The sequence below is a fragment of the Kribbella swartbergensis genome, from assembly GCF_054784135.1.
This window is the reverse complement of sequence record NZ_BAAGPM010000017.1, coordinates 216,845-241,572: the sequence shown is the minus strand read 5'-3', so window position 1 is coordinate 241,572 and position 24,728 is coordinate 216,845. Positions and strand designations below refer to the sequence as shown.

Below are 24,728 nucleotides of genomic sequence, written 5' to 3'. Positions count from 1 at the left end.
AGCCCCGTTGAAACCCCCTGTGGACAACACGCCGGGTGAGCGCACCGTCGCGCAGGGTTTGCCCGAAATCGGGTCAGACGGTGAGGAGGGAGGTGACGTGTTCGTTGGCCAGGCGGGTGCGGCCGGGGAGGAAGGAGAGTTCGAGGAGGACCGTGGTGCCGGTGACTTCGGCGCCGCAGCGGCGGATCAGGCGGAGGCAGGCCTCGACCGTGCCGCCGGTGGCGAGGACGTCGTCGATGACCAGGACCCGGTCACCCGGCTCGAAGGCGTCCTGGTGCACCTCGATGGTCGCCTCGCCGTACTCCAGCGCGTACGACTCCTCGTACGTCGCCGCCGGCAACTTCCCCTTCTTCCGCACCGGCACGAAACCGGCGCCCAGCGCGAGCGCGACCGGGGCGGCGAGGATGAACCCGCGCGCCTCGATCCCGACCACCTTGTCAACGACCGGTCTGCCGTCGTCGTCGGTTCCGGACGCGGCCAGCGCCTCGACCACCTGGGCGAAGCCGTTGTGGTCGGCCAGCAGCGGCGTGATGTCCTTGAACACCACCCCCGCCTGCGGGTAGTCCGGGACGTCGCGGATCCCGTCCTTCAGCACCTGCTCGAGCGAGCGCATCACTTACCACGCTTCGATCGCGGCTTGCGCGTCGGCTGTGGTCGTCCGGCCCCGGTCGCCTTCATCGGACGGGCGGCCGGCGTCGGCGCCGTACCCGTCGCGCGGTCCGGCTTGCGCGGCGCGGCCGGAGCCTTGGTCGCCGTACCGGCACCGGCTCCCACCGCGACCGGCGTACCGGCGGCCGCCCCCGGGCTCGACGCGGCCGCGGACGCGGCCCGCCTGGCCGTCACCCGGCGGTTCAGCGCCTGCATACCGGGCTCGCGCTCCTTGAACGCCGCGAGCAGCGCCGGCGCGATGAACACCGAGGAGTACGCACCGACCGCGATACCGACGAACAGCGCCAGCGACAGGTCCTTCAGCGGCCCGGTCCCGAGGACGACGGTGCCGACGACGAGGATCGAGCCGACCGGCAGCAACGCGATGAGCGTGGTGTTGATCGACCGTACGACGGTCTGGTTGACGGCGAGGTTGGTCGCGTCGGAGTAGGTGAACCGGTTGGATCCGGTGATCCCCCGGGTGTTCTCCCGCACCTTGTCGAACACCACGACCGTGTCGTACAGCGAGTAACCGAGGATCGTCAGTACGCCGATCACGGTGGCCGGGGTGACGTCGAAACCGACCAGCGCGTACACGCCGACCGTGATCAGGACGTCGTGCACCAGCGCGATGATGGCGGCCATCGAGGCCTTGGGTTCCCGGAAGTAGGCCCAGATGACACCGAAGACCAGGACCAGGAACACGACCAGCGCCATGATCGCCTTGTTCGCGATCTGCTGACCCCAGGAGGCGCCGATCTGCTGCGAGGTCACCTGGTCGACCGGTACGCCGGCCTCCTGGGCGATCGCGGTCCGGACCTTGGTGATGTCGTCCTGGGCCAGCGGCTTGGTCTGCACCCGCACCTTGTCGGCGCCGACGGTGGTGACGACCGGGTCGCCGAGGTCCTTCGCGTTGGTCGCCTTCACGACGTCGCTGAAGTCCTGGACCGTGTTGCCGGTGACGTGGACGTTCGCCTGGTACTCGACGCCGCCCTTGAACTCGATGCCGAGTGCCAGGCCACGGGTGAACAGACCCGCCAGCGAGATGGCGACCAGGATCAGCGACACCACGAACCAGAACTTGCGCTTGCCGATGAAGTCGTAGGAGATCTCACCGCTGTGGAGCTTGGCGCCCAGTGTCCCGAGCTTCGACATCAGACCTCCCCTCCGACCGGCTTGCGCGTCGACGGCTTGGCCGGACGAGCCGACGGCTTCATCTGCCCGGGCAGGCGCTCGACGCCGAGGTGCTCAGGATCCAGCCCGGAGAGCTTGTGGCCGTGGCCGAAGAAGTCGGTCCGGGCCAGCAGCGTGACGAGCGGTTTGGTGAAGATGAACACGACGACCAGGTCGATCAGGGTGGTCAGGCCGAGGGTGAACGCGAAGCCCCGGACGCTGCCGATCGCGAGAATGTAGAGCACGATCGCGGCGAGCAGCGAGATCGAGTCGGCGGCGATGATCGTGTGTTTCGCGCGGGCCCAGCCGGTCTCCACGGACGACCGCAGGCTGCGCCCCTCCCGAACCTCGTCGCGGAGTCGCTCGAAGTAGACGACGAACGAGTCGGCGGTGATACCGATCGCGACGATCAGACCGGCGATACCGGCCAGCGTCAGGGTGAACCCGATCGCCTTGCCGAGCAGTACGACGCTCGCGTACGTCAGCGCGGCCGCCGCCGCGAGGGACAGCACCACGACGATGCCCAGGCCGCGGTAGTACAGGAACGAGAACAGCACGACCAGGGCCAGACCGGCGATACCGGCCCAGATCCCCGCGGACAGTTGGTCACCGCCGAGTTGCGGCGACACCGTCTCCACCGACGAGATGTCGAACGAGACGGGCAGCGCGCCGTACTTCAGCACGTTCGCCAGGTCGCGCGCCTCGGCCTCGGTGAACGTTCCGGTGATCTGCGCCTGACCGCCGGGGATCGCCTGCTCCACGCTCGGCGTCGAGATGACCTCGCCGTCCAGCACGATCGCGAACAGGTTCTGGCCCTGGCCCCGGGCGGCGATGTTCTGGGTCGCCTTGAGGAACTTGTCGCCGCCCTCGCCGGTGAACTGCAGGTTGACCTGCCACTGGAACCCGCCTTGCGGAATGCCCGCGCTGGCGTCGGACAGGTCCGTGCCCTTGAGGATCGCCGGGCCCAGCAGGTACTTGTACGTCCCCTCGCGGTCGCAGGCGAACAGCGGCTTGTTCGGGTCGTCGACCTGCTGGTTGTCGTCGCACTTGTACGCCGCGAACGCGGTCTGGGTGGCCGCGTCCGGCACGTACTGCAGCGGATCCGACGAAGCGGCCGGAGTCGACGGCGTCGCGGCCGGCGTGCTCGGCTTCGGGGTGGTCGCCGCCGGAGTGCTGGGCTTCGGCGTCGGGGTCGGCGTCGGGTCGGCCTGGCCGAGGACGCTGCTCCAGGCCCGGCCGTTCGGCGTCGCGCTCGGCTTGACCGTCGCGCTGGGCGTGGTGCTCGGCTTGACCGTGGTGCTGGGCTTCGGCGTCGCACTCGGCTTCGGTGTCCCGGTCGGCGTCGGCGACGGTGCTGCCACCGGTGCCGCGGCCTGGGCGTCGTACACGATCCGGAAGTAGAGCAGCGCGGTCTGGCCGACCTGCTGCACCAGGCTGTCCCGCGTGGCACCGGGGACCGCGACGTTGATGTGGTTCGACCCGGAGGTGGTGATGTCGGCCTCCGCGACACCCGCGCCGTTGACCCGCTGGGAGATGATGTTCTTCGCCTCGTCCAGCTGCTCGGCGGTCACCGAACCGCCGCCGGCCAGGGACTTCGCGGTCAGCGTGATGGTCGTGCCGCCGCGCAGGTCCAGGCCGAGCTTGGGTCCCCACGTCTTGGTGAGCGCCATGATCCCGAACAGCAGGACCAGGATGACCGCCAAGACGATCAGTAACCGCCCGGGGCGGGATGTCGTCGTCGTTGCCACGTCAGATTCAACCTCTGTGCTTCTGGGCGCGCCGCATCGTCTGATGGACGCCGGTCGGCGCGCCGCAGGCCGTTAGGACGGGTGGGTCAGTTCTCGGAGTGCGTCGGCGGCAGCTTGTCCTGCGCCTTGCCGTCGGCCTTGTCGGTGGCCTTGTCCTTCCCCGCGTCCGGGACGTCGACCGGGTCCTTCGCGGGCTCCGCGGCCGGCTCGGCGGCGTCGGCCTGGTCGTCGGCGGAGCCGGTGGTCACGGGCTCGGTCGCGGCGCTGTCGCCGTCCTCGTCCGGGATGACCCGGCCGATCGCGGGCTTGACCACCTGCACCAGGACACCTTCGGAGATCTCCAGCGTCACGTACTCGTCGTCGACCTCCTCGACGATGCCGACCAGGCCACTGGTGGTGATCACCTTGGTGCCCGGGGTGAGTGCCGCGACGGTGGCGGCCTGCCGCTCGCGCTGCTTGCGCTGCGTGCGGCTCATGAACCAGATCATCCCGACGATCAGGATCAGCGGCAGCAGCAGCGTGAAGCCGGAGCCGCCCCCGGAAGAGGCCATCGGTACGGCGATCAGTTGCATCGGGACTCAGAATCCTTTGTCATCGAGAGTACGGGGCGTCCGGCACGCTCTGCCCAGCGTGCAGATCGCGGCGGATCGACCTGAGGTCAGGCCACCGGGGAGTCTAACCCTGGGTGGCAAGAATCACCTCATGACGCCGGGTCACGTTTGCGTTACTCGACCCGCCGCCGCGGCCTTGTTCAATCTGTGTCGAAGAGCGTGTCCGCGAACGTGGCGCCCTTCGGGACTTTCAGGCCGATGTGCCGCCAGGCCGCGGGAGTCGCGACGCGGCCGCGCGGCGTACGAGCCAGATAGCCGGACCGGACCAGGAATGGCTCGGCCACTTCCTCCACGGTCTCACGTTCTTCGCCGACCGCAACGGCCAACGTCGAAAGTCCCACCGGTCCCCCGCCGAAACGGCGGCACAGCGCGTCCAGGACGGACCGGTCCAGCCGGTCCAGTCCCATCTTGTCCACCTCGTACAGCTCCAGCGCCGCCTTGGCCAGCGCGAGCGTGATGATCCCGTCGGCCCGGACCTCGGCGTAGTCGCGGACCCGGCGCAGCAGCCGGTTCGCGATCCGCGGCGTACCGCGGGAGCGGGAGGCGATCTCGGCCGCACCCTCGGGGGTGATGTCGACCTCGAGCAGCGCGGCCGACCGGTTCACGATCTTCTCCAGCTCGGCGGCCTCGTAGAACTCCAGGTGACCGGTGAAGCCGAACCGGTCCCGCAGCGGCCCCGGCAGCAGGCCGGCCCGGGTGGTCGCGCCGACGAGCGTGAACGGCGGGATCTCCAGCGGGATCGCGGTCGCACCGGGCCCCTTGCCGACGATCACGTCGACCCGGAAGTCCTCCATCGCCATGTAGAGCAGTTCCTCGGCCGGCCGGGACATCCGGTGGATCTCGTCGAGGAACAGCACCTCGCCCTCGCTCAGCCCGGACAGGATCGCGGCGAGGTCGCCGGCGTGCTGGATCGCCGGGCCGCTGGTCACCCGCAGCGGCGCCGACAACTCGCTGGCGATGATCATCGCCAGCGTGGTCTTGCCCAGGCCGGGCGGGCCCGACAGCAGCACGTGGTCGGGCGCCCGGTTGCGGCCGCGAGCAGCGTGCAGAACGAGCTCGAGCTGCTCGCTGACCCGTCGCTGACCGCCGAACTCGGCCAGCGTGCGCGGCCGGAGCGCCGACTCGATCTTGCGTTCCTCGAGGTCGACCGCGTCCGCGGACACCAGCGGCCGGACGTTGTCCTCCATGGGTTACGCCTTCGAGAGCACGCGCAGCGCGGCGCGGAGCAGGTCGGGGACGGACGGGTTCGGGCTGTCGGCGGCGAGCGGCGACACCGCGGTGACCGCGTCGTCCGCGTCGCGGGCGGACCAGCCGAGCCCGACCAGGCCGGCGTGCACCTGGTCCCGCCAGGCCTCCTGGCTCTGCAGCGGCCGGCCGGTCACCGTCTTGGACGGCGCCCCGATCTTGTCCTTCAGCTCCAGCACGATCCGCTGCGCACCTTTCTTACCGATGCCCGGAACCTTCACGAGCATCGCCAGATCCTCGGTGGCGACCGCCTGCCGCAACTGATCAGGACTCAGTACGGCGAGTGCCGCCTGGGCCAGCTTCGGTCCGACACCGGACGCGGTCTGGAGCAGCTCGAACAGGGTCTTCTCGTCGTCGTCGGCGAACCCGTACAGCGTCAGCGAGTCCTCACGCACCACCATCGAGGTGGCGATCCGCGTCTCGTGCCCGGGGCGCAGACCGGCCAGCGTGCCGGGATGGCAGAACACCTGCAGGCCCACTCCCCCGACCTCGATCACCGCACTGTCGACCCCGATGGCCGCCACCGGCCCCCGCACGAACGCGATCATCGCCAACCTCCTCGTTTCACCGCGGCGCCCTCATCGCTTGCTCTCCTGTGCTGCCACCGCCGCACGCAGCCGGGCCACCTGCAGGCGGGACTGTGCCTGCGCCAGCGCCTCGAGGTTCGCCCGGCTCCCGGCCGCCTCTTGCAGGCGAGACGCCGTACCTCCGCGCCAGACCTGGCAGATCGCCAGCGCCAGCGCGTCCGCCGCGTCGGCGGGGGTCGGCCGCTCGGCCAGCTTCAGGATCCGGGTGACCATCGTGGTGACCTGCTCCTTGCCCGCCCGGCCGGAGCCGGTGACCGCGGCCTTCACCTCACTCGGTGTGTGCAGTGCGACCGGCAGTCCCCGGCGGGCGGCGACAACCATCGCCACACCGGAGGCCTGGGCCGTGCCCATCACCGTCCGCACGTTGTGCTGCGCGAAGACCCGCTCCACCGCGACCGAGTCCGGCCGGTGCTCGGTGATCCACTGCTCCAACTCGGCCTCGATCCGGACCAGCCGCTTGGACACGTCCAAGTCGGCCGGCGTCCGGATCACGCCCACGGCGACCAGCGACGGCGGCTTGCCCGGTGACCCCTCGACGATGCCGAGGCCGCACCGGGTCAGCCCCGGGTCGACGCCGAGCACCCGCATGGACCACCTCCGAACGTTTGTTCGACAACCCTAACGGCCGGTCCCGACAGCCCGAAATCGACGCGCCGCACGGCGCACACAGACCGGCGCGGTGGGGGGAAAGGAATGATGGACTGTCATGCGGATGGAGCTGACGCTGGACTGCAACGACCTGGAGACGCTGGCGGCGTTCTGGTCGGCGGCGCTGAACTACCGCCGGAGGGCGTCCGCGATCGAAGGCTACGTCTTCCTCGAACCGCCTTCCACAGAAGGCATCCCGCTCACGCTGCAACGCGTCCCGGAACCGAAGTCGACCAAGAACCGCCTACACCTCGACCTCCTCGTCGAGGACGTCGAGGCCGAGGTCAGCAGACTGGAGTCACTCGGCGCCCGCCGCCTCGAAGATCACGCCGAGTACGGCACCCGGTGGTCCGTCCTCGCCGACCCCGAATCCAACGAGTTCTGCGTCGGTCTGCTCCCCGATCAGAAGTAGTCGAGCATGTACGGCGTGGCGCCTGCGAAGGCCGTGTCGACGGCGGCATCTGCCTCCGTCGATCCGCCCGAGGCCAGACCCGATGCGCGCAGCGTGGCGAGCGGCGTACCGGAGTACAGCCCGGCGAGGCCGCGTGGGCCGAGTTGCAGGACGTCACCGGACGCCTGGGTCGGCGTGAGCTCTCCGGCGCCATCGGCAACGGACAGATGCCAGTCACCACTGTTCGCAGGTACGTCGGGATCCTCGAGCCGCACGTCGATCTCCACAGCGGCGCCGGGAGCGAACCCACGGGCAGCGATGGCAGCAGGTGCATCGAGCAGCCGCAGCATCCACCGCTGATGCTGCACGTCCTTGGCAGCCTCGTGCTCGACCAGGAGGTGAACCGGGTCGTCCGGAGAGATGTACGCCTGCACTGTGTCGGCTATTGACGAACCAGAGCCGACAGTGGACCACAGGGCGCGGGCGGTCGCCTCTGAACCGGCCACGATCTCGTCCACGCACAGGTCGGAGCCGGACCAGTTGTAGACGACGAAACCGTCGTCAGCGAGGTATGCGAAGTTGCTCTCGTCCGCGAGCCACTCCGTGATCTCCTTGACCGGCCACACCAGCGGCCCGTTCGTCCGCAGCCGCTCGTGCGATCGCCCGACCAGTTCCAGGATCCGCTCGGCGTCCTCCGGACGGGCACGCCGTACGGCGACCTCCCTCCCACCCAGGGCACGCAGATCCGCCGCGGGGAACGAGAACCGGTAGCGCCCGCCGCCGAACTCGTAGCCGAGGTGCCGGTAGATCACCGTGGTCGCCGGATACAGCGCCGTCAGCGTGAAGCCCTTGTCCACCGCACGTTGCAGCACACCCCGCATGAGCTTGCTGCCCACTCCACGGCCCCGGTACTCCGGTGACACGACCACTCCGGCGACGCCGGCGACCCGCACACGCCGACCGCTCCACCACTGCTCGAAGTCCCAGAACCGGGCCGCCGCGACCACCTCGTCACCGTCGGCCACACCGACGTACCGGCCGTCCTGGATGAACACCCTGGCGTCCTTGAGCCACTGCTCCCGGTCGCCGGCCGCCATCACACCGAACGACCGCGCCCGCACCCGGATCACTGCGTCCAGCTGGTCCTCGGTGATGTCCACAAACCGCAACGCGTCACTCACGCGGCTGACCCTACGTCCTCCCGGATCGACCACGCGAACGACTTCCGGCCGGTCACCCGGCACGGGGTCGAACTACTTCTTCTCGGTCACCCAGAGGTGGATGGTGCCCTCGACGACGGTGGTGCCGTCGGACCGGGTGGCTTTGACCCGGACCGGGACGTCCGGGCCGGCGGTCCAGTCGTCCGGGTCGGTCTCGGCCGAACAGGTGAGGTCGGAGGTGGATTTGGCCAGGTACGCGACCTCCATCCCCTTGGGCAGCCAGCGTTTCCCGGGCGGAATGGTTGCCTCCGCCAACGCGCCCATGGCCGCCTCCAGGCCGTTGCACACGGCAATCGCATGCACCGTGCCGATGTGGTTCTGCACGGCTCGTCGCTTCGGCAGCACCAGCGCCGCGTAGTTCGGGCTGACCTGGACGAAGCGCGGCCGGATCGACCGGAAGTACGGCGCCTTCCACGTAAACCCGCGCGAGAACACCCGGTCCCCACCCGGAACCACCCGCAGCCGCTCCCACAACCCCAGCACCTGACTCGCCATACCCTGATGTTACCCGCCAGTCACATACCCGTCGAGTGGCCGGCCGCAACGACGCGCAATCCGAACATCGAGGTGAGCGCGAAGGTCGCCGGCAACCACGGCGCGATCCTGCGCAAGGACTTCCGCGCCGTCGCCGACGCCGTCCGCGAGTCGCCGCCCTCGACCGCGCGGAACACTGAAGACCTCGCCCGGCGGAGCCACGACCCGCCGGGCGGCGGGGTGGGTCAGGCCTCGGGGCCCTTGCGGCGAAGGAACTTCGGGCGGAATTTCGAGTCGTACTCGAGGTGCACATAGCCCGAGGAGTGCACTCCCAGCGCCACGACGCCGGCGGCCAGGAACGCGATCCCAGCAGCGATGGTCATGTGCCAGAAGGCCGCGGTGAGACCGGCGAACGGCGGACATCCTCCCGAAGCACCTTCGGCCACCGCAATCCGCCCTTCACGCCCGACGGCTCGCGTCGGTGTCGGGCGTATTTAGACGATTCAATCCGGCGCCGATAGACTGGCGGTCCCTTGACGGCCCGCGACCGCTTCACGAGGACGATGGCAACCCCCAGCATCAAAGAGGTCGCGCACCGCGCCGGCGTCTCGGTCGGCACGGTCAGCAACGTGCTCAACCGGCCGTGGATCGTCGCCCCCGCCACCCGGCAGCGCGTGCAGGACAGCATTCGCGCGCTCGGCTTCGTCCGCAACGAGGCCGCCCGGCACCTGCGCGCCGGGCGCAGCCGGACCGTCGGCCTGGTCGTCCTCGACGTCGCGAACCCGTTCTTCACCGACCTCGCCGAGGGCGCGGAGGCGCTGGCCTACGAGCACGACACCGTGGTGATGCTCTGCAACAGCAAGACCGACCCGGTCCGCGAGGGTCACCACCTCGACCAGCTCGAGCAGCAACGCGTTCTCGGCATCCTGATCACGCCGTTCGACAGCAACGATCCACGGCTGTCCGCCCTGGTCGAGCGCGGTACTCCGGTCGTCCTGGTCGACCGCGCCGCGGACCGCGGATTCTGCTCGGTGTCCGTCGACGACCAGCTCGGCGGGCGGATGGCCGGCACCCACCTGATCGAGTCCGGTCATCGCCGGATCGCCTTCATCGGCGGGCCGTTCGGCATGCAGCAGGTCTCCGACCGGATGGCCGGGATCACCACGGTCGTCGAGCAGGCCGGCGACGTCGAACTGCAGTTGTACGAGGTGGACGTGATGGGCGTGAATGCCGGCCGCGCGGTCGGCGAGACGATCGCCGCCATGCCGCCACGCTCCCGGCCGACCGCAGCGTTCATCGCGAACGACCTGCTGGCGCTGGGCTTCCTGCAGGCGATGGCCGTGGCCGGGCTGCGGGTTCCACGCGACATGGCGATCGTCGGGTACGACGACATCGACTTCGCCCGCGCGGCCGCCGTACCACTGTCGTCGGTGCGGCAGCCGGCCGAACTGCTCGGCCGGTCCGCGATGGAGTTGCTGCAGGAGGAGGTCGAGGCGGCCGACCGGCATCGACACCGCCAGGTCATCTTCCAGCCGGACCTGATCGTCAGGGAGTCCAGTGCCTATCAACGCTCCTGAGGAAGCCGCCGAGACGCTGTACGAGAACCCGCTCTCGTGCTCCGACGACCTCGACGGCTTCCGCCTCGAAGGCGACGGCGCCGTCTCGTTCCCGCTCGGGCGGCTCCGGCTCGAGAGTGTTCGCCCGCCCGAGGACGGCCAGGACGCCAACGTCGTGTTGTGGTGCCCGGAGGACTTCCCGCCCGACATCACCGTCGAGTGGGACTTCTGGCCGATCCGCGAGCCGGGCCTGTGCATCCTGTTCTTCCATGCCAAGGGCCGCGCGGGTGAGGACCTCTTCGACCTCGCGCCGCGGACCGGGCCCTACGAGCAGTACCACCACGGCGACCTGGACACCTACCACGTCTCCTACTTCCGCCGCCGGTGGCCGGCCGAGCGCGCGTTCCACACCTGCAACCTGCGCAAGAGCTACGGCTTCCACCTCGTCGCGCAAGGACCCGACCCGCTCCCCTCGGTGATGGACGCACAAGGTCCTTACAAACTCAGGCTCACGGTCGACCACGGCCGGATCAGCTTCGCGATCAACGACGTGACCAGTTTCGAGTGGTCCGACGACCGGCCGCTGACGGGCGGCAAGGTCGGGTTCCGCCAGATGGCGCCGCTCATCGGCGAGTACGCGAATCTGCGAATTTCACACCCGTAGACGCGACTTCGGACAGTCCGCTAACGGGCGGGCCGCAGTTCGTGACCGGTCTCTGACAAACGCTTTCCGAAGCCTTGACATTGAGACGATTCAACCATACGGTCACATCACTTTTCGCCCGAAACGCATCTGTCACAAGGCAGGGACAACCGTGAAACACTGCCACTCCCCCACGCTCCGCCGGCCGATCGAAGGCCGCTGATGGCGTCCCCAGGTTGGTCGATCAAGCTGTACGACGCCGCGGACGAAGTCGTCTGGGCGATCAAGCTGAACGCCCTGTGGATCGTCTTCACCCTTCTCGGCGGTGTCGCGCTGGGTATCGGCCCGGCCACGCTCGCAGCATATTCACTGGCCAGACGTCGGTCGTTCGGTGAATCGTTTCATGCTCTGCCTGCCTTCCGGGCCGCGTTCCGCCGCGAGTTCCGTCGCGGCTCGCTCGTCGTCCTGCCGCTGGCGGTGCCGGCCGTGGTCCTGGTCGGCAACTACCTGTTCTTCGCGTCGCTCGGCGCGAGTGCGTCGGTCTTCCGGCTGGCCAGCCTCGTCGCACTGGTCGCCCTCGGAGTGATCGCCGCCTACCTGCTCCCGATGGCCGTGCACTACGACCTGCGGGTCCGCGAGTTGTTGCCCAAGGCATCGTTGGTCGCGCTGGCGCGGCCCGCGTCGTCCCTTGTCCTGCTCTTCGTCGCGGTGTCCATCGCCTATGTCTCCGGCAAGTTCCCGGTCCTCGGGATCGTGCTGGCCACCGGCGGCTGGATTCAGATCGACACCTGGCTCTGCCTGCGCTTCTTCGCCGAGAACGAGGCGCGCCTGCACCTGAAAGGGAACTCATGACCATCTTCTCCCGACGGCGTATCGCCGTCGCCGTCGCTGCGTCGACGGCACTGCTCGCCTCCGCCTGTTCGGGTGGTGACGGCAACGACGGAGGCCAGGCCACCAGCAACGAGATATCGGTGATGGCACACCTGTTCGGCACCGCGCCGGATCCGAACGGTGAGATGCAGCAGGCCGTCGAGAAGCTGATCGGCAAGAAGCTCAAGATCACCTGGGTGCCGAACGCCGAGTACGGCGACAAGACCAACGTCGTCCTTGCCTCCGACAACATTCCCGACGTGATGGTGGTCAACGAGAAGAGCCCCGGCTTCGTCAAGGCGGCCGAGGCCGGAGCGTTCTGGGACCTGACCGGCAAGCTGGACAAGTACGAGAACCTCAAGCCCGCCAACGAACAGACCGCCAAGAACTCGATGGTCAACGGCAAGACCTACGGCATCTACCGGGTCCGGCCGCTGCTGCGCTCCGGCATCGTGATCCGCAAGGACTGGCTGGCCAAGCTCGGCCTGAAGGAGCCGCAGACCACCGAGGACCTCTACGCCGTCGCCAAGGCGTTCACCGAGCGGGACCCGGACGGCAACGGCAAGAAGGACACCTACGGCCTGATCATCCCGAAGTGGCCCGGCAACTACGCCAGCGCCAGCCCCTATGACGTCGTCGAGACCTGGTTCGGCGCACCGAACGGCTGGGGCGAACGCGACGGCAAGCTGGTTCCCGGCTTCGACACCCCGGAGTTCCTGGAAGCCAACCGCTGGCTGCGCAAATGGGTCACGGAGGGCCTGATCAACCCCGACTTCGCCACCCTGGACACCGCGAACTGGAACGACCCGTTCGTCCAGGGCAAGGGCGGCATGATCATCGACGTGAACGTGCGGGCGACGCAGCTGCTCGACATGTTCAAGGAGAAGAACCCGAAGGACTTCGACAAGGTCACCCTGGTCGGCAACCTGAAGCGCCCCGACGGCCAGAAGTTCTCCTACCCGTTCACCGGTTACCACTCGGTGATGGCGATCTCCAAGCAGCGCATCCGGACCGAGGAGCAGCTCGACGACCTGCTGCAGACGCTGAACAAACTGCAGTCGAAGGAAGGCTCGATCCTGCTCACCAACGGCATCGAGGGCCGCAACTTCAAGGTCGAAGGCGAGTACGCCGTTCCGATCAACCAGGACGACCCGAAGGTCAAGACGGTCCAGAACGACGTCGACAAGGCGTTCATCCAGCTGGGCACCCGCGCCAGCGTCGGTCTCGGCGCCTACAAGCTGAAGCCGAACGACGAGGCCAGCCGGGCGATGCGGGAGAAGTTCGACGTGCTGATGAACGAGGACCTGAAGACGGCGGTCTTCAACCCGGCCCTCGGCGTGATCGCACCGACCGCGGTGTCGAAGGGCCAGACGATCGACACGATCATCCCGGACGCCCGGATCAAGTACCTGTCCGGCGCGATCACCGAGGACCAGCTGAAGGCGCAGATCAAGCGCTGGTACGACAGCGGCGGCACGCAGATCGCCCAGGAGGTCAACGATCTCGTCGCCAAGGCCGGCGGCTGACCCCCAGTCCACGCGCGTGGGCCCGGGGCTGTCCCGGGCCCACGCCCAGCCCGAAGGGAGGCCGCCGTGGCCACCGATCTGGTGCCGAACCAGGTGGTACCCCCAGCCGTCGAGGCTGCGCCACCGGCCCCGAAACCCAAGCGCCGCGCCCGGAGACTGCCGCTGTGGCGCGACCTGATGCGCTACCGGTGGCTGTACCTGTTGCTGCTGCCCGGCCTCGTGTACTTCGCCATCTTCAAGTACCTGCCGATGTACGGCCTGACCATCGCGTTCAAGGACTATGTGCCGTTCCTCGGCTACTCGGGCAGTGAGTGGGTCGGACTCAAGCACTTCGAGGCGTTGTTCACCGGGCCGGACTTCGGCCGGCTGATGGGCAACACCCTGCTGCTCGCGCTGCTCACGGTCGTGTTCGTCTTCCCGGCGCCGATCGTCGTCGCGCTGATGCTGAACGAGCTGCGGATCAACGTGCTGAAGCGGTCGGTGCAGTCACTGATCTACATCCCGCACTTCCTGTCCTGGACGATCGTCGCGTCGCTGACCTACCTGCTGTTCTCGGTCGACTTCGGTGTGATCGCGAACTGGATCCACGGCCTGGTCGGCGGGCAGAAGACCGACTACGTCGCGCAGGCGGACTGGTTCCGCCCGCTGATCGTGCTGCAGTTGCTGTGGAAGCAGACCGGTTGGGGCACGATCATCTACCTGGCCGCGCTGGCCGGAGTCGACTCGCAGCTGTACGAGGCGGCCCGGGTGGACGGCGCCGGACGCTGGCGGCAGTTCTGGCACATCACCCTGCCCTCGATCGCGCCGACCGTGGTGGTGATGGCCATCCTCACCTCCGGAAACCTGATGGACTCCGGATTCGAGCAGATCTGGCTGATGACCACCTCGCTGAATCGGGACGTCGCGGATGTGTTCGACACGTTCGTCTACTACATCGGCATCACGCAGGGCGCGTTCAGCTACGCGACCGCCGTCGGCCTGTTCAAGGGCCTCGTCGGCGTCCTGCTGATCTTCGGCTCGAACTGGCTGGCGAAGCGCCTCGGCCAGCGCGGCCTGTTCTGAAAGGGATCGACCATGGCTATGACTTTGACAAAGCCTCGCAAGCAGTCGGTCCGGTACTACGACTCCGCCGGCAGCAAGGCATTCGACGTACTGAACATCGTGCTGCTGACCGGGCTCGCGATCGTCACGGTGCTGCCGCTGGTGTACGTGCTGGCCGGGTCGTTCGCGACCGAGTCGGAGATCAGCTCACGGCCGTTCTTCCTGTGGCCGGAGAAGTTCATCCTCGACACGTACCAGTACATCTTCTCCACCGACACGTTCGTCCGGGCGCTGCTGACCACGATCTGTGTCACCGCGGTCGGCACGGCCGTACAGTTGCTGCTCACGTTGACGATGGCGTATCCGCTGGCCAAGCGGTTCCTGCCGGGCCGTGCGCTGGTGCTGAACCTGGTGGTGTTCACGCTGGTGTTCAGTGGCGGCATGATCCCGACGTACCTGGTCGTGCGTGACCTCGGCCTGCTGAACAGCTACTGGGCGCTGATCCTGCCGCTGGCGATCAACCCGTTCTACCTGATCGTGGTGAAGAGCTTCTTCCAGGAGCTGCCCGAGGCCCTCGAGGAGGCGGCCCGGATCGACGGCTGCAACGAGCTCAACGTGTTCCTGCGGATCGTGCTGCCGTTGTCGAAGCCGATCATCGCGACGTTCTCGCTGTTCTATGCGGTCGCGATCTGGAACGACTACATGTCGCCATTGCTCTACATCGACGACAGCAAGAAGTGGACGCTGCAGGTGATCGTCCGTCAGCTGACCGCGGCGAACGCCGACTCGGCGAACGTGCTGCAGCAACTGGAGACGGTGACGTTCCCGGAGCAGGGCCTGAAGTTCGCGGTCGTGGTGGTCGCGACGCTGCCGATCCTGTTCTTCTACCCGTTCCTGCAGAAGCACTTCGCGAAGGGCGTGCTGATCGGATCGGTGAAGGAGTGAGCACCGCATGACGACTGTCCACTGGCTCGAGACACCATGCCGGCAAGGCGTCACCTGGGGTGTCCCCTGGCCGCGCGGGACCGTTGCCGAAGGCACCAGCTTCGCACTGGCCGGCGGTACGCCGGTGCAGAGCTGGACGACGGCGACCTGGCCGGACGGCTCGATCAAGTGGTCCGCCCACGCGATCGGCCCGTCGGCGCAACCGGAATCGTCGTACGAACTGGTCCCCGGGACACCTGCCACGCCTGCGCAACCGGTGCGGGTCGAACAGGTCGGTGACCAGATCCGGGTGACGACCGGCGACGTCGCCTGGATTCTCAAGGCACCGCGGCTGATCGCGTCCATCGAGTACGGCGGCCAGGAGGTCGTGCGTGACGTCCGACTGGTGAGTCTGCGGCAAAACGCTCCTGACGAGGATCTCGACCGGACCCGGCAGCAGACGACTGCGACCGTGGAGACGATCACCGTCGAGCAGGACGGGCCGGTGCGGGCCGTGGTGAAGCTGGACGGCAAGCACGGTGACTGGCTGCCGTTCAGTGTCCGGCTCTACTTCTACGCCGGTGGGACCGACGTACGGGTCGTGCACAGCTTCGTCTGGGACGGCGACCCGGATCGCGACTTCCTCGCCGGGCTCGGGCTCAGTGCCGACGTGGTGATGCGCGACGAGCCGCACAACCGGCACATCCGCCTGGCCGGCCCAGCCGGCTTCCTCACCGAGGCGGTCCGCGGCCTCACCGGTCTGCGTCGCGATCCAGGTGAAGAGGTACGGCGTGCGCAGGTCGCCGGCCGTGCGGTCGAGGAGATCCCCAACTCCGAGGTGTCGAACCGCCTGCACCTGATCCCACAGTGGAACGACTACACCCTCGACCAGACCAGCGCGGACGGCTTCACCCTGCGCAAACGCACCGGCCCCGGCCACGCCTGGGTGACCATTCCCGCCGGCACCAGGTCGCCCGGGTACGGGTACGTCGGCGGTGCGGCCGGCGGACTGGGGTTCGGCCTGCGCGACTTCTGGAAACTGCACCCGACACGCTTGGACATCCGCAACGCGGCCACCGACCTGGCCACCGCCACGGTGTGGATGTGGTCGCCGAGTGCGCCGGCAATGGACGTGCGCTACTGGCATGACGGCATGGACCAGGACAGCCACGCCGAACAGCTCGAAGGCCTCGAGATCACCTATGAGGACTACGAACCAGGCTTCGGCAATCCTCACGGCATCGCCCGGACGCACGAGCTGACGTTGAGGGTCCACGACGCCACACCGTCGGCAGAGGAGCTGGCAGAGCACGCGGGCCTGCTCAACTCTCCCGGCCTGCTGGCTGTCTCACCTGCCCGGCTCCTGGAGGCAGGCGTGTTCGGCAGCTGGAGTCTGCCTACCGCGGACGACCAGGACATCGAGGCCCGGCTGAACTTCCTGTTCCAGTACTACGTCGGTCAACGCGAGCAACGTCGCTGGTACGGGTTCTGGGACTACGGCGACGTCATGCATGCCTACGACCGTGACCGGCACACCTGGCGGTACGACGTCGGCGGCTACGCCTGGGACAATTCCGAGCTGTCTCCCGATCTGTGGCTGTGGTACCAGTACCTCCGGACCGGCCGGGCCGACGTGTTCCGGTTCGCCGAGGCGATGACACGCCATACCGGTGAGGTCGACGTCTATCACCTCGGTCGGTGGAAAGGGCTCGGATCGCGGCACAACGTGCAGCACTGGGGTTGCAGCTGCAAGCAGTTGCGCATCTCCAGCGCGATCTACCGGCGCTTCTACTACTACCTGACCGCCGACGACCGGACCGGTGACCTGCTGGACGAGCTGGCAACGGCCGAAGAGACGTTCCTGGCGGTTGACCCGCTGCGCAAGGTACGCACCGATGTCTACACTCCCGATCCGCAGGCGCTCGGCGTTGGTCTGGGCGTGGACTGGGGTGCACTCGCTGCGGCCTGGCTGACCCGGTGGGAGCGGCACGGGGACGAGCGGGCGCGTGCGCGGCTGGTCGGCACGATGACCGACATCGCTGCCCTCCCCTACGGCTTCCTGACCGGTGAGGCGTTGCTGGATCTGTCCACCGGCCGCTTCGACACCAGCCGGAGCCGTGTGTCGGTGTCACACCTGTCCGCGGTGTTCGGCCTGCCGGAGATCTGTTCTGAGCTCATCGACCTGGACCTGGACGTACCAGGGTTCGAGAAGGCTTGGCTGGACTACTGCCGGCTGTACCTTCTCCCGCCCGAGCAGCAGGCTGCAGAGGTCGGGCAGGCCCTTGAAGGCATCTCACTCGTCCAGGCCCACAGCCGGCTCGCCGCGTACGCCGCCGCACGTACAGGCGACGCGGAACTGGCCCGGCTGGCCTGGCGCAAGTTCTTCCTCGACGAGGGCGACCAGCTCAACCGCAACGCCTTGCAGCGTGAGGCCGAGTGGAAGACGACTGCCGTCGACGGCGCGCTCATGCCGGTCGACGAGGCCGTCTTCGTCAGCACCAACGACGCGGCGCAGTACGCGCTCGCGGCGATCCAGAACCTGTCCCTGATCCCCGAACACCGAAATGACAGAGGTGGAACGGCATGGAGGTCTCGCGGAGAACAGTCCTAGCAGGTTTGGCCGCCGTACCGGCGGTGTCCCTGCTGGACTCCCCCGCCGCTGCGGCATTCACGCAGCAGGCTGACGTCAACGAAGTGAAGCTCACCTGGCTGGAAGGCAAGCCGACCACTGCGGCCGTCACCACCTGGGGTACGCCGTGGCCGAAGGGCGCCGTACCGGCGAACCAGTCCTTTGCGCTGAAGGCTGCCGACGGCAGCGCCGTACCGCTGCAGAGCTGGCCGACCGCGTACTGGCCGGACGGGTCGCTCAAGTGGAGTGCGCACGCCATCGCGGTGGACACACCGGCGGAGTCCTACAGCCTCGGTCCGGGTACGCCGGCCGCACCCGCGCAAGCCGTGGCGGTGAAGGACGAGACGACGTACGTCGACGTCGACACCGGCGTGATCAGAGCGCGGATCCGGAAGAGCGGGACCGAGCTCATCAGCCAGATCTGGCGCGGTGACGTGGTGATCGCCCGGAAGGGCCAGCTGGTCAATCTCAAGCAGGACAAGATCGCCGAGGACGAGGAAGGCGGCAGCGTCCGGGAACGCTACGAGAGCGACATCCAGAAGGTCACCGTGGAGCAGTCCGGGCCGGTCCGTGCGGTGGTGCGGATCGAGGGCCGGCACAAGTCACGCAAGGGCAAGACCTGGTTGCCGTTCTCGGTGCGGCTGTACTTCGCGGCGGGCGCCGAGAACGTGCGGATGGTGCACACGTTCGTCTACGACCGCGACGGGCAGAACGACTACATCGCCGGGCTCGGAGTGCGCTTCCGGGTGCCGCTGCGCGATGCGGCGTACGACCGCCATGTCCGGTTCGTGGGTGAGGGGCACGGCATGCTGGCCGAGGCGGTGAAGGGCATCACCGGGTTGCGGCGTGACCCGGGCGCCGCCGTACGGGCCGCTCAGGTCGCCGGGACCAAGCTGCCCGACCCGTCGACATGGGACCAGCGCGTGACCACGCGACTGCAGTACATCCCCGAGTGGGGTGACTACTCCCTCAGCCAGCTCAGCGCGGACGGCTTCACGGTGAAGAAGCGGACCAAGAAGGGCTACGGCTGGATCCCGGTCGACCAAGGCAAGCGCGCCTCCGGCCTCGGGTACGTCGGCGGCGTGAGTGGCGGGTTCGCCTTCGGCCTGCGGGACTTCTGGCAACGGCACCCCACCCAGCTCGACATCCGTGGTGCTGCGACCGAGGAGGCCGAGGTCACGGTGTGGCTGTGGTCGCCGGAGGCAGGCCCCATGGACACGCGGTTCTACCACGACGGCATGGGGCAGGACACCTACCCGAAGCAGCTCGAGGGTCTGAACATCACCTATGAGGACTACGAGCCCGGTTTCGGTACGCCGTACGGCATCGCACGGACCAGTGAGCTGACGTTCTGGGCGCTGGCGGCGACACCGTCGGCCTCACGCCTCGGCGACATGGCCGACCAGGTGCGGACTCCCCCACAGCTGATCAACCCGGTGGAGCAGCTCGTCAGCACGAAGGTCTTCGGTGGGTTGATCACGCCGGTCGACCGGTCGGTGCCGGCCAAGAAGGCGATCGAGGACCACCTGGACTTCCTGTTCGACTTCTACAAGGGACAGGTGGAGTCGCGGCACTGGTACGGGTTCTGGGACTACGGCGACATCATGCACACGTTCGACGAGGACCGGCTGGTCTGGCGGTACGACGTGGGCGGGTACGCGTGGGACAACTCGGAGCTGTCGCCGGACCTGTGGCTCTGGTACGCCTTCCTGCGCTCCGGACGGGCTGACATCTTCCGGTTCGCCGAGGCGATGACGCGACACACCGGTGAGGTCGACGTCTACCACCTGGGTCAGTGGGCCGGCCTCGGTACGCGGCACGGCGTACAGCACTGGGCGGACAGTGCGAAGCAGCAGCGGATCAGTACAGCGATCTACCGCCGCTTCTACTACTACCTGACGGCCGACGAACGCACCGGCGACCTGTTGTCCGAACTGGTCGACTCCGACCGCACGTTCCTGGTGCTGGACCCGCTGAGGAAGATCAGGACTGAGCCGTACGAGCCGGACCCGCACGCACTGTCGATCGGCCTTGGCACGGACTGGAGTGGTCTGGCCGCCGCGTGGCTCACCGAGTGGGAGCGCCAGGGACCCAAGGCTGCGACTGCTCGCGCCAAGCTGCTGGGAACCATGGAGACGATCGGTGCGATGCCGAACGGGTTCGTGACCGGCAGCGGGCTCTACGACCTGGACACCGGCCGGTTCGCTCCGGTCACCCAGAAGACCGTCAGTGTGTCGCACCTGAGTGCGATGTTCGGCCAGGTGGAGATCTGTGCCGAGCTGATCGACCTGGTCGACATGCCGGCGTTCGAGAAGGCGTGGCTGCAGTACTGCCGCCTGTACAACGCCAGCCGGGCGGAGCAGACGGCGGAGTGCGGCGCGCACTTCGGGAACCTGATCCTGCGCCAGGGGCACGCCCGCCTGACCGCGTACGCCGCCGTCCGCCTCGACCGCGACGACCTGGCCGCCCGGGCCTGGAAGGAGTTCTACACCGGCGACGGCTACGGCCCGAACCTTCCGTGGACCGCCGAGGAGGTCAAGACAACCCTCAACCCGACCCAGGCCGCCAAGTGGGTGTCCACCAACACCACAGCCCTCTACGGCCTGGCCGCCATCCAAACCCTCGCCCTCGTCGGCGACCAGATCGTGAACCCCTGACACATAACTTTTCCGCCCGGAGCCGCATCTCTCCAAATAGCCGTGCCGACCGGTACGGGGGGAAGCTTGGGGGGAAGAGCAGATGTCGACAACTCGGACGGCGGCCGGCGCGGTATTGGTTCTGATGGCCGTTGTCGCCGCTGGTTGCAGTGAATCCGATCCCGCAACCAGCGGCACGACGGTCACCGCGTCGGCGCCGGCCTCAACGCCGACCTCAGCACCAACGTCGGCGCCGACACAGACCGCGACGCCGACGCCGACGCCGGTCAGCATCGCCGGGCTGTCGAGTGCGGCCATCCTCACGAAGGCGCAGGCCGCGGCCAAGGCGGCCAACAGCGTCCACGTGAAGGGTGCGACGACGGACGGTGAGCAGCGGATGGGGCTGGACCTTCGTCTCGCCCGGTCCGGCGGTGGCGGGGTGATCACCATGGACGGCGACACCGTGTCCGTCATCGTGATCGGCCGGACCGCCTACCTCCGGATGAGCGACGCGTTCTGGCGGAAGCAGGCGAAGACCAAGGCCGAGGCCAACGCGGTCATCGCCCTCGTCGGCGGCCGGTGGATCAAGACGGCGCTGACCAGCAAGGACCTCGGCGACCTGGCGCTCTTCGCCAGTAAGACCGGTTTCTTCGACGGACTGTTCGAGGAGGCCGGCACGCTCCGCAAGACCGCGCCGCGGACGGTCGACGGCATCAACTGCATCGGGCTGCGGGGCAGCGACGGCACCCTGTGGGTCGACGCCTCCACCGCGCGCCCGGTCCGGCTGGAGATCCCCGGCAAGGCCAGGACCGACGCACTGACCTTCACCGAGTACGACCGCATCCCGGCACCGAAGGCCCCGCCCGCCACCCAGGTCATCGACGGCAAAGCCCTCGGCATGTAATCCCCCAGCCGACCTTCTCCATGATTTCGTCGGAGACGTCGGCGCTCGTCGGAGACGAGCCATCGGGCACAGCGGCGGGAACGCCAACTACCTGACCAGCGGACCGGTCAGCCGACCTTTTCCATGATTTCGTCGGAGACGTCGGCCCTTGTCGAAGACAAGCAATCAGCAGAGCGGCGAAACGCCAACTTCAGCCGGGGGACCGATCAGCCGACTGTTTCCATGATTTCGTCGGAGACGTCGGCGCTCGTCGGAGACGAGCCATCAGGCACAGCGGCGAAACGCCAACTTCCTATCGGCGGACCGATCAGCCGACTGTTTCCATGATTTCGTCGGAGACGTCGAAGTTGGCGTAGACGTTCTGGACGTCGTCGCTGTCCTCGAGGGCCTCGATCAGGCGGAAGATCTTGCCGGCGCCCTCGGCGTCCAGCTCGACCGTCATCGACGGGACGAACTGCACGTCGGCCGACTCGTAGTCGATCCCGGCGTCCTGCAGCGCGGTCCGGGCCGGGACCAGGTCGGTCGCCTCGGTGACGACCTCCCACGAGTCGCCGAGGTCGTTGACCTCCTCGGCGCCGGCCTCGAGCACCGCCTCCATCACGTCGTCCTCGGTCAGCGACTTCCCGTCCTGCTCCTTCGCCAGCACGATGACGCCCTTGCGGTTGAACAGGTAGGCGACCGAGTTCGGGTCGGCCAGCGAGCCGCCGTTGCGCGACATCGCCGTCCGTACGTCGGCCGCCGCACGGTTGCGGTTGTCGGTGAGGCACTCGACCAGCATCGCCACGCCGTTCGGGCCGTAGCCCTCGTACATGATCGTCTGGTACTCGGCGCCGCCGGCTTCGGCACCGGAGCCGCGCTTGACCGCGCGGTCGATGTTGTCGTTCGGGACCGACGACTTCTTCGCCTTCTGGATGGCGTCGTACAGGGTCGGGTTGCCGGCCGGGTCGCCACCGCCCATCCGGGCGGCCACCTCGATGTTCTTGATCAGCTTCGCGAAGAGCTTGCCGCGCCTCGCGTCGATGACGGCCTTCTTGTGCTTCGTGGTGGCCCACTTGGAGTGGCCTGACATGGCGAACCCAACCCTTCTACTACCTGCGATCGACTCAGAGGCCGCGGACCAGCTCGGCGAAGTAGCCGTGCAGCCTGGCGTCCCCGGTCATCTCCGGATGGAACGACGTGGCCAGCAGCCGATCGTGACGAACCGCGACGATCCTACCCGTGGCGGGGCCCGAGCTCACCGTCGAGAGTACCTCGACGTCCCGGCCGACCCGCTCGACCCACGGTGCCCGGATGAACACGGCGTGGTACGGCGTGTCCAACGCGGCGAACTCCAGGTCTGCCTCGAACGAGTCCACCTGCCGCCCGAACGCGTTCCGCCGGACCGTCACGTCCAGCCCGCCGAGCGTCTCCTGGCCCTCGATCCCGCCGGTGATCTCGTTGGCGAGCATGATCATCCCGGCGCAGGTGCCGAACACCGGCATCCCGTCCGCGATCCGCTTCTGCAGCGGCTCGAACAGCTCGAAGGCGCGGGCCAGCTTGTCCATCGTGGTCGACTCGCCACCGGGCAGCACCAGCGCGTCCACCTGCTCGAGCTCCGACGGCCGCCGTACCGGCCGCGCCTCGACGCCGACCTGGGTGAGCATGGCCAGGTGCTCGCGCACATTGCCCTGCAGCGCGAAGACTCCGATCACAGTCAAAGCGTCACCCTCCGTTGCCAGCTGAGCGTTACCTCGATGCGGCCCTCGTCGAAGGTCGCTGGGAGATCGTGCTGGTGCAGCAGTGCCAGCACGTCCTCCAGGAGCGGTTCGCCCGGTGCCACGTTGGCCGTGTCAGGGTGCCAGAGCTTGAGCTCGAGCATGCCGAAGTCGACCGCGTGCCAGACGTCGGTGTCGGTGAAGAACACCAGCCCCTTCGGATCGTTTGCGGCCTCGAGCGCCTGCTTGGCCGCGTGGTGGTCCGACGTGTACCGGACCACCACCAGCCCGCGTGCCTCCAGCTCGGCCAGTACGGCGTCCAGCCGGTCCGGGTCCGTCGTCGCGGGCCAGTCCTTGGCGTCCGCGTCGAGGTCGATCACCGCTTCGCCGATCAGCAGCGGGACCAGCGTGGCCGGGTCCATCGCCGGCGCGTCCTCACGGACCGCCTCGGTCAGCGCGTCCGAGATGGCCGCGTGGTCGGCGTACCCGGACCGCACCAGGACGCGGGCCAGACCCCGCAGTTCCCGGGCGGTCCGCTGGTCCACCGCCAACAGGCCTTCCGGCCCGGTCACTCGCCGGTCACCAGCCGCGCTCGGCGAGGCGGTGCGGCTGCGGGATCTCGTCGACGTTGATGCCGACCATCGCCTCGCCCAGGCCGCGGGAGACCTTGGCGATCACGTCCGGGTCGTCGTAGAAGGTGGTCGCCTTGACGATCGCCTCGGCGCGCTGGGCCGGGTTGCCGGACTTGAAGATGCCGGAGCCGACGAACACACCCTCGGCGCCGAGCTGCATCATCATCGCGGCGTCGGCCGGGGTGGCGATACCACCGGCGGTGAATAGCACCACCGGGAGCTTGCCGAGCTCGGCGACCTCCTTGACCAGCTCGTACGGCGCCTGCAGCTCCTTGGCCGCGACGTACAGCTCGTCCTCCGGCAGGTTCTGCAGCCGGCGGATCTCCTGCCGGATCTGGCGCATGTGCGTGGTCGCGTTGGAGACGTCACCGGTGCCGGCCTCGCCCTTGGAGCGGATCATCGCCGCACCCTCGGTGATCCGGCGCAGCGCCTCGCCCAGGTTGGTCGCACCGCACACGAACGGCACGGTGAACTGCCACTTGTCGATGTGGTTGGCGTAGTCGGCCGGGGTGAGCACCTCGGACTCGTCGATGTAGTCGACCCCGAGGGCCTGCAGCACCTGCGCCTCGACGAAGTGACCGATCCGGGCCTTGGCCATCACCGGGATCGAGACGGCGTTGATGATGCCGTCGATCATGTCCGGGTCGCTCATCCGGGACACGCCGCCCTGCGCGCGGATGTCGGCCGGGACCCGCTCCAGCGCCATTACCGCGACGGCACCGGCGTCCTCGGCGATCTTGGCCTGCTCGGCGGTGACCACGTCCATGATCACGCCGCCCTTGAGCATCTCCGCCATACCGCGCTTGACCTTCGCCGTACCGGTCTGCGGCGCCTGGGGGGTCTGGTTGTCCGTCACTGCTTCCTCCTGGTCGTGGGGCTCACTGTCCAGATTAAGGCGCGGTCGGCATCGATCTTCAGTCCACCTCAG

The 24,728-nt window shown here is 68.1% G+C and carries 25 protein-coding genes; 10 read left to right on the top strand and 15 right to left on the bottom strand.

The window, feature by feature from the left end:
* Window positions 1–73: 73 nt before the first annotated feature.
* The 7 genes from ACYVOK_RS12990 to ruvC all read right to left on the bottom strand — a co-directional run bounded on the left by ACYVOK_RS12990 (window position 74) and on the right by ruvC (window position 6,600).
* Window positions 74–613, bottom strand: coding sequence for an adenine phosphoribosyltransferase (locus ACYVOK_RS12990; protein ID WP_460662609.1), 540 nt, complete (start codon window positions 611–613; stop codon window positions 74–76).
* Window positions 613–1,803: a protein translocase subunit SecF gene (gene secF / locus ACYVOK_RS12985; protein ID WP_460662608.1), complete on the bottom strand. Its 1,191-nt coding sequence runs from the start codon at window positions 1,801–1,803 to the stop codon at window positions 613–615. Before secF ends, ACYVOK_RS12990 begins: the two co-directional genes overlap by 1 nt.
* Window positions 1,803–3,569: a protein translocase subunit SecD gene (secD, locus tag ACYVOK_RS12980; protein ID WP_460662607.1), complete on the bottom strand. Its 1,767-nt coding sequence runs from the start codon at window positions 3,567–3,569 to the stop codon at window positions 1,803–1,805. The genes secF and secD overlap by 1 nt, the downstream gene beginning before the upstream one ends.
* Window positions 3,570–3,655: 86 nt before the next feature.
* Window positions 3,656–4,141 (bottom strand): preprotein translocase subunit YajC, encoded by a 486-nt coding sequence (gene yajC, locus ACYVOK_RS12975; RefSeq protein ID WP_460662606.1) that lies wholly within the window; start codon window positions 4,139–4,141, stop codon window positions 3,656–3,658.
* 179 nt (window positions 4,142–4,320) lie between these two features.
* Window positions 4,321–5,367 (bottom strand): Holliday junction branch migration DNA helicase RuvB, encoded by a 1,047-nt coding sequence (gene ruvB, locus ACYVOK_RS12970; protein ID WP_460662605.1) that lies wholly within the window; start codon window positions 5,365–5,367, stop codon window positions 4,321–4,323.
* A gap of 3 nt (window positions 5,368–5,370) precedes the next feature.
* On the bottom strand, window positions 5,371–5,973 hold the full coding sequence (gene ruvA, locus ACYVOK_RS12965; protein WP_460662604.1) for a Holliday junction branch migration protein RuvA: 603 nt from the start codon (window positions 5,971–5,973) through the stop codon (window positions 5,371–5,373).
* A 30-nt stretch (window positions 5,974–6,003) separates the two neighbouring features.
* The gene (ruvC, locus tag ACYVOK_RS12960; protein ID WP_460662603.1) at window positions 6,004–6,600 is read right to left on the bottom strand and encodes a crossover junction endodeoxyribonuclease RuvC; all 597 of its coding nucleotides are present in this window, start codon (window positions 6,598–6,600) and stop codon (window positions 6,004–6,006) included.
* 124 nt (window positions 6,601–6,724) lie between these two features.
* On the opposite strand from ruvC, the gene ACYVOK_RS12955 reads away from it, so the two are divergent.
* Window positions 6,725–7,072, top strand: a complete 348-nt coding sequence (locus ACYVOK_RS12955; RefSeq protein ID WP_460662602.1) for a VOC family protein — start codon at window positions 6,725–6,727, stop codon at window positions 7,070–7,072.
* Here ACYVOK_RS12955 and ACYVOK_RS12950 read toward each other — a convergent pair.
* The 4 genes from ACYVOK_RS12950 to ACYVOK_RS12935 all read right to left on the bottom strand — a co-directional run bounded on the left by ACYVOK_RS12950 (window position 7,063) and on the right by ACYVOK_RS12935 (window position 9,128).
* Complete coding sequence (locus ACYVOK_RS12950; RefSeq protein ID WP_460662601.1) at window positions 7,063–8,232, bottom strand: GNAT family N-acetyltransferase; 1,170 nt, start codon at window positions 8,230–8,232, stop codon at window positions 7,063–7,065. The two genes, ACYVOK_RS12955 and ACYVOK_RS12950, sit on opposite strands and share 10 nt — an antisense overlap.
* Window positions 8,233–8,304: 72 nt before the next feature.
* The gene (locus ACYVOK_RS12945; protein WP_460662600.1) at window positions 8,305–8,766 is read right to left on the bottom strand and encodes a hotdog fold domain-containing protein; all 462 of its coding nucleotides are present in this window, start codon (window positions 8,764–8,766) and stop codon (window positions 8,305–8,307) included.
* A 20-nt stretch (window positions 8,767–8,786) separates the two neighbouring features.
* Window positions 8,787–8,942: a hypothetical protein gene (locus tag ACYVOK_RS12940; RefSeq protein ID WP_460662599.1), complete on the bottom strand. Its 156-nt coding sequence runs from the start codon at window positions 8,940–8,942 to the stop codon at window positions 8,787–8,789.
* Between the two features lie 48 nt (window positions 8,943–8,990).
* Window positions 8,991–9,128 (bottom strand): hypothetical protein, encoded by a 138-nt coding sequence (locus ACYVOK_RS12935; RefSeq protein WP_460662598.1) that lies wholly within the window; start codon window positions 9,126–9,128, stop codon window positions 8,991–8,993.
* Window positions 9,129–9,308: 180 nt separating this feature from the next.
* On the opposite strand from ACYVOK_RS12935, the gene ACYVOK_RS12930 reads away from it, so the two are divergent.
* From ACYVOK_RS12930 to ACYVOK_RS12890, 9 genes are all read left to right on the top strand, one after another.
* Complete coding sequence (locus ACYVOK_RS12930; RefSeq protein WP_460662597.1) at window positions 9,309–10,322, top strand: LacI family DNA-binding transcriptional regulator; 1,014 nt, start codon at window positions 9,309–9,311, stop codon at window positions 10,320–10,322.
* Window positions 10,303–10,965, top strand: coding sequence for a DUF1961 family protein (locus tag ACYVOK_RS12925; protein ID WP_460662596.1), 663 nt, complete (start codon window positions 10,303–10,305; stop codon window positions 10,963–10,965). The genes ACYVOK_RS12930 and ACYVOK_RS12925 overlap by 20 nt, the downstream gene beginning before the upstream one ends.
* Before the next feature lie 201 nt (window positions 10,966–11,166).
* Window positions 11,167–11,796: a YesL family protein gene (locus ACYVOK_RS12920; RefSeq protein ID WP_460662595.1), complete on the top strand. Its 630-nt coding sequence runs from the start codon at window positions 11,167–11,169 to the stop codon at window positions 11,794–11,796.
* Complete coding sequence (locus ACYVOK_RS12915; RefSeq protein WP_460662594.1) at window positions 11,793–13,340, top strand: extracellular solute-binding protein; 1,548 nt, start codon at window positions 11,793–11,795, stop codon at window positions 13,338–13,340. The genes ACYVOK_RS12920 and ACYVOK_RS12915 overlap by 4 nt, the downstream gene beginning before the upstream one ends.
* Before the next feature lie 66 nt (window positions 13,341–13,406).
* Complete coding sequence (locus tag ACYVOK_RS12910; protein ID WP_460662593.1) at window positions 13,407–14,402, top strand: ABC transporter permease; 996 nt, start codon at window positions 13,407–13,409, stop codon at window positions 14,400–14,402.
* An 18-nt stretch (window positions 14,403–14,420) separates the two neighbouring features.
* Window positions 14,421–15,326: a carbohydrate ABC transporter permease gene (locus ACYVOK_RS12905; protein WP_460662592.1), complete on the top strand. Its 906-nt coding sequence runs from the start codon at window positions 14,421–14,423 to the stop codon at window positions 15,324–15,326.
* A gap of 7 nt (window positions 15,327–15,333) precedes the next feature.
* Complete coding sequence (locus ACYVOK_RS12900) at window positions 15,334–17,916, top strand: exo-rhamnogalacturonan lyase family protein (protein WP_460662591.1); 2,583 nt, start codon at window positions 15,334–15,336, stop codon at window positions 17,914–17,916.
* The gene (locus ACYVOK_RS12895) at window positions 17,889–20,591 is read left to right on the top strand and encodes an exo-rhamnogalacturonan lyase family protein (RefSeq protein WP_460662590.1); all 2,703 of its coding nucleotides are present in this window, start codon (window positions 17,889–17,891) and stop codon (window positions 20,589–20,591) included. The genes ACYVOK_RS12900 and ACYVOK_RS12895 overlap by 28 nt, the downstream gene beginning before the upstream one ends.
* 82 nt (window positions 20,592–20,673) lie before the next feature.
* Window positions 20,674–21,474 (top strand): hypothetical protein, encoded by an 801-nt coding sequence (locus tag ACYVOK_RS12890; RefSeq protein WP_460662589.1) that lies wholly within the window; start codon window positions 20,674–20,676, stop codon window positions 21,472–21,474.
* A 307-nt stretch (window positions 21,475–21,781) separates the two neighbouring features.
* Here ACYVOK_RS12890 and ACYVOK_RS12885 read toward each other — a convergent pair whose 3' ends face one another.
* Genes ACYVOK_RS12885 through pdxS form a run of 4 tightly spaced genes read right to left on the bottom strand, consistent with a single transcriptional unit; the run spans window position 21,782 to window position 24,656 of the window.
* Window positions 21,782–22,543 carry a YebC/PmpR family DNA-binding transcriptional regulator gene (locus ACYVOK_RS12885; protein WP_460662588.1) on the bottom strand — a complete coding sequence of 254 codons (762 nt, stop codon included), beginning with the start codon at window positions 22,541–22,543 and terminating at the stop codon, window positions 21,782–21,784.
* A 34-nt stretch (window positions 22,544–22,577) separates the two neighbouring features.
* Complete coding sequence (gene pdxT, locus ACYVOK_RS12880) at window positions 22,578–23,171, bottom strand: pyridoxal 5'-phosphate synthase glutaminase subunit PdxT (protein WP_460662587.1); 594 nt, start codon at window positions 23,169–23,171, stop codon at window positions 22,578–22,580.
* Window positions 23,168–23,740 (bottom strand): DUF6891 domain-containing protein, encoded by a 573-nt coding sequence (locus ACYVOK_RS12875; RefSeq protein ID WP_460662586.1) that lies wholly within the window; start codon window positions 23,738–23,740, stop codon window positions 23,168–23,170. Before ACYVOK_RS12875 ends, pdxT begins: the two co-directional genes overlap by 4 nt.
* Window positions 23,741–23,747: 7 nt before the next feature.
* Window positions 23,748–24,656 carry a pyridoxal 5'-phosphate synthase lyase subunit PdxS gene (gene pdxS / locus ACYVOK_RS12870; RefSeq protein ID WP_460662585.1) on the bottom strand — a complete coding sequence of 303 codons (909 nt, stop codon included), beginning with the start codon at window positions 24,654–24,656 and terminating at the stop codon, window positions 23,748–23,750.
* Window positions 24,657–24,728: the final 72 nt, after the last annotated feature.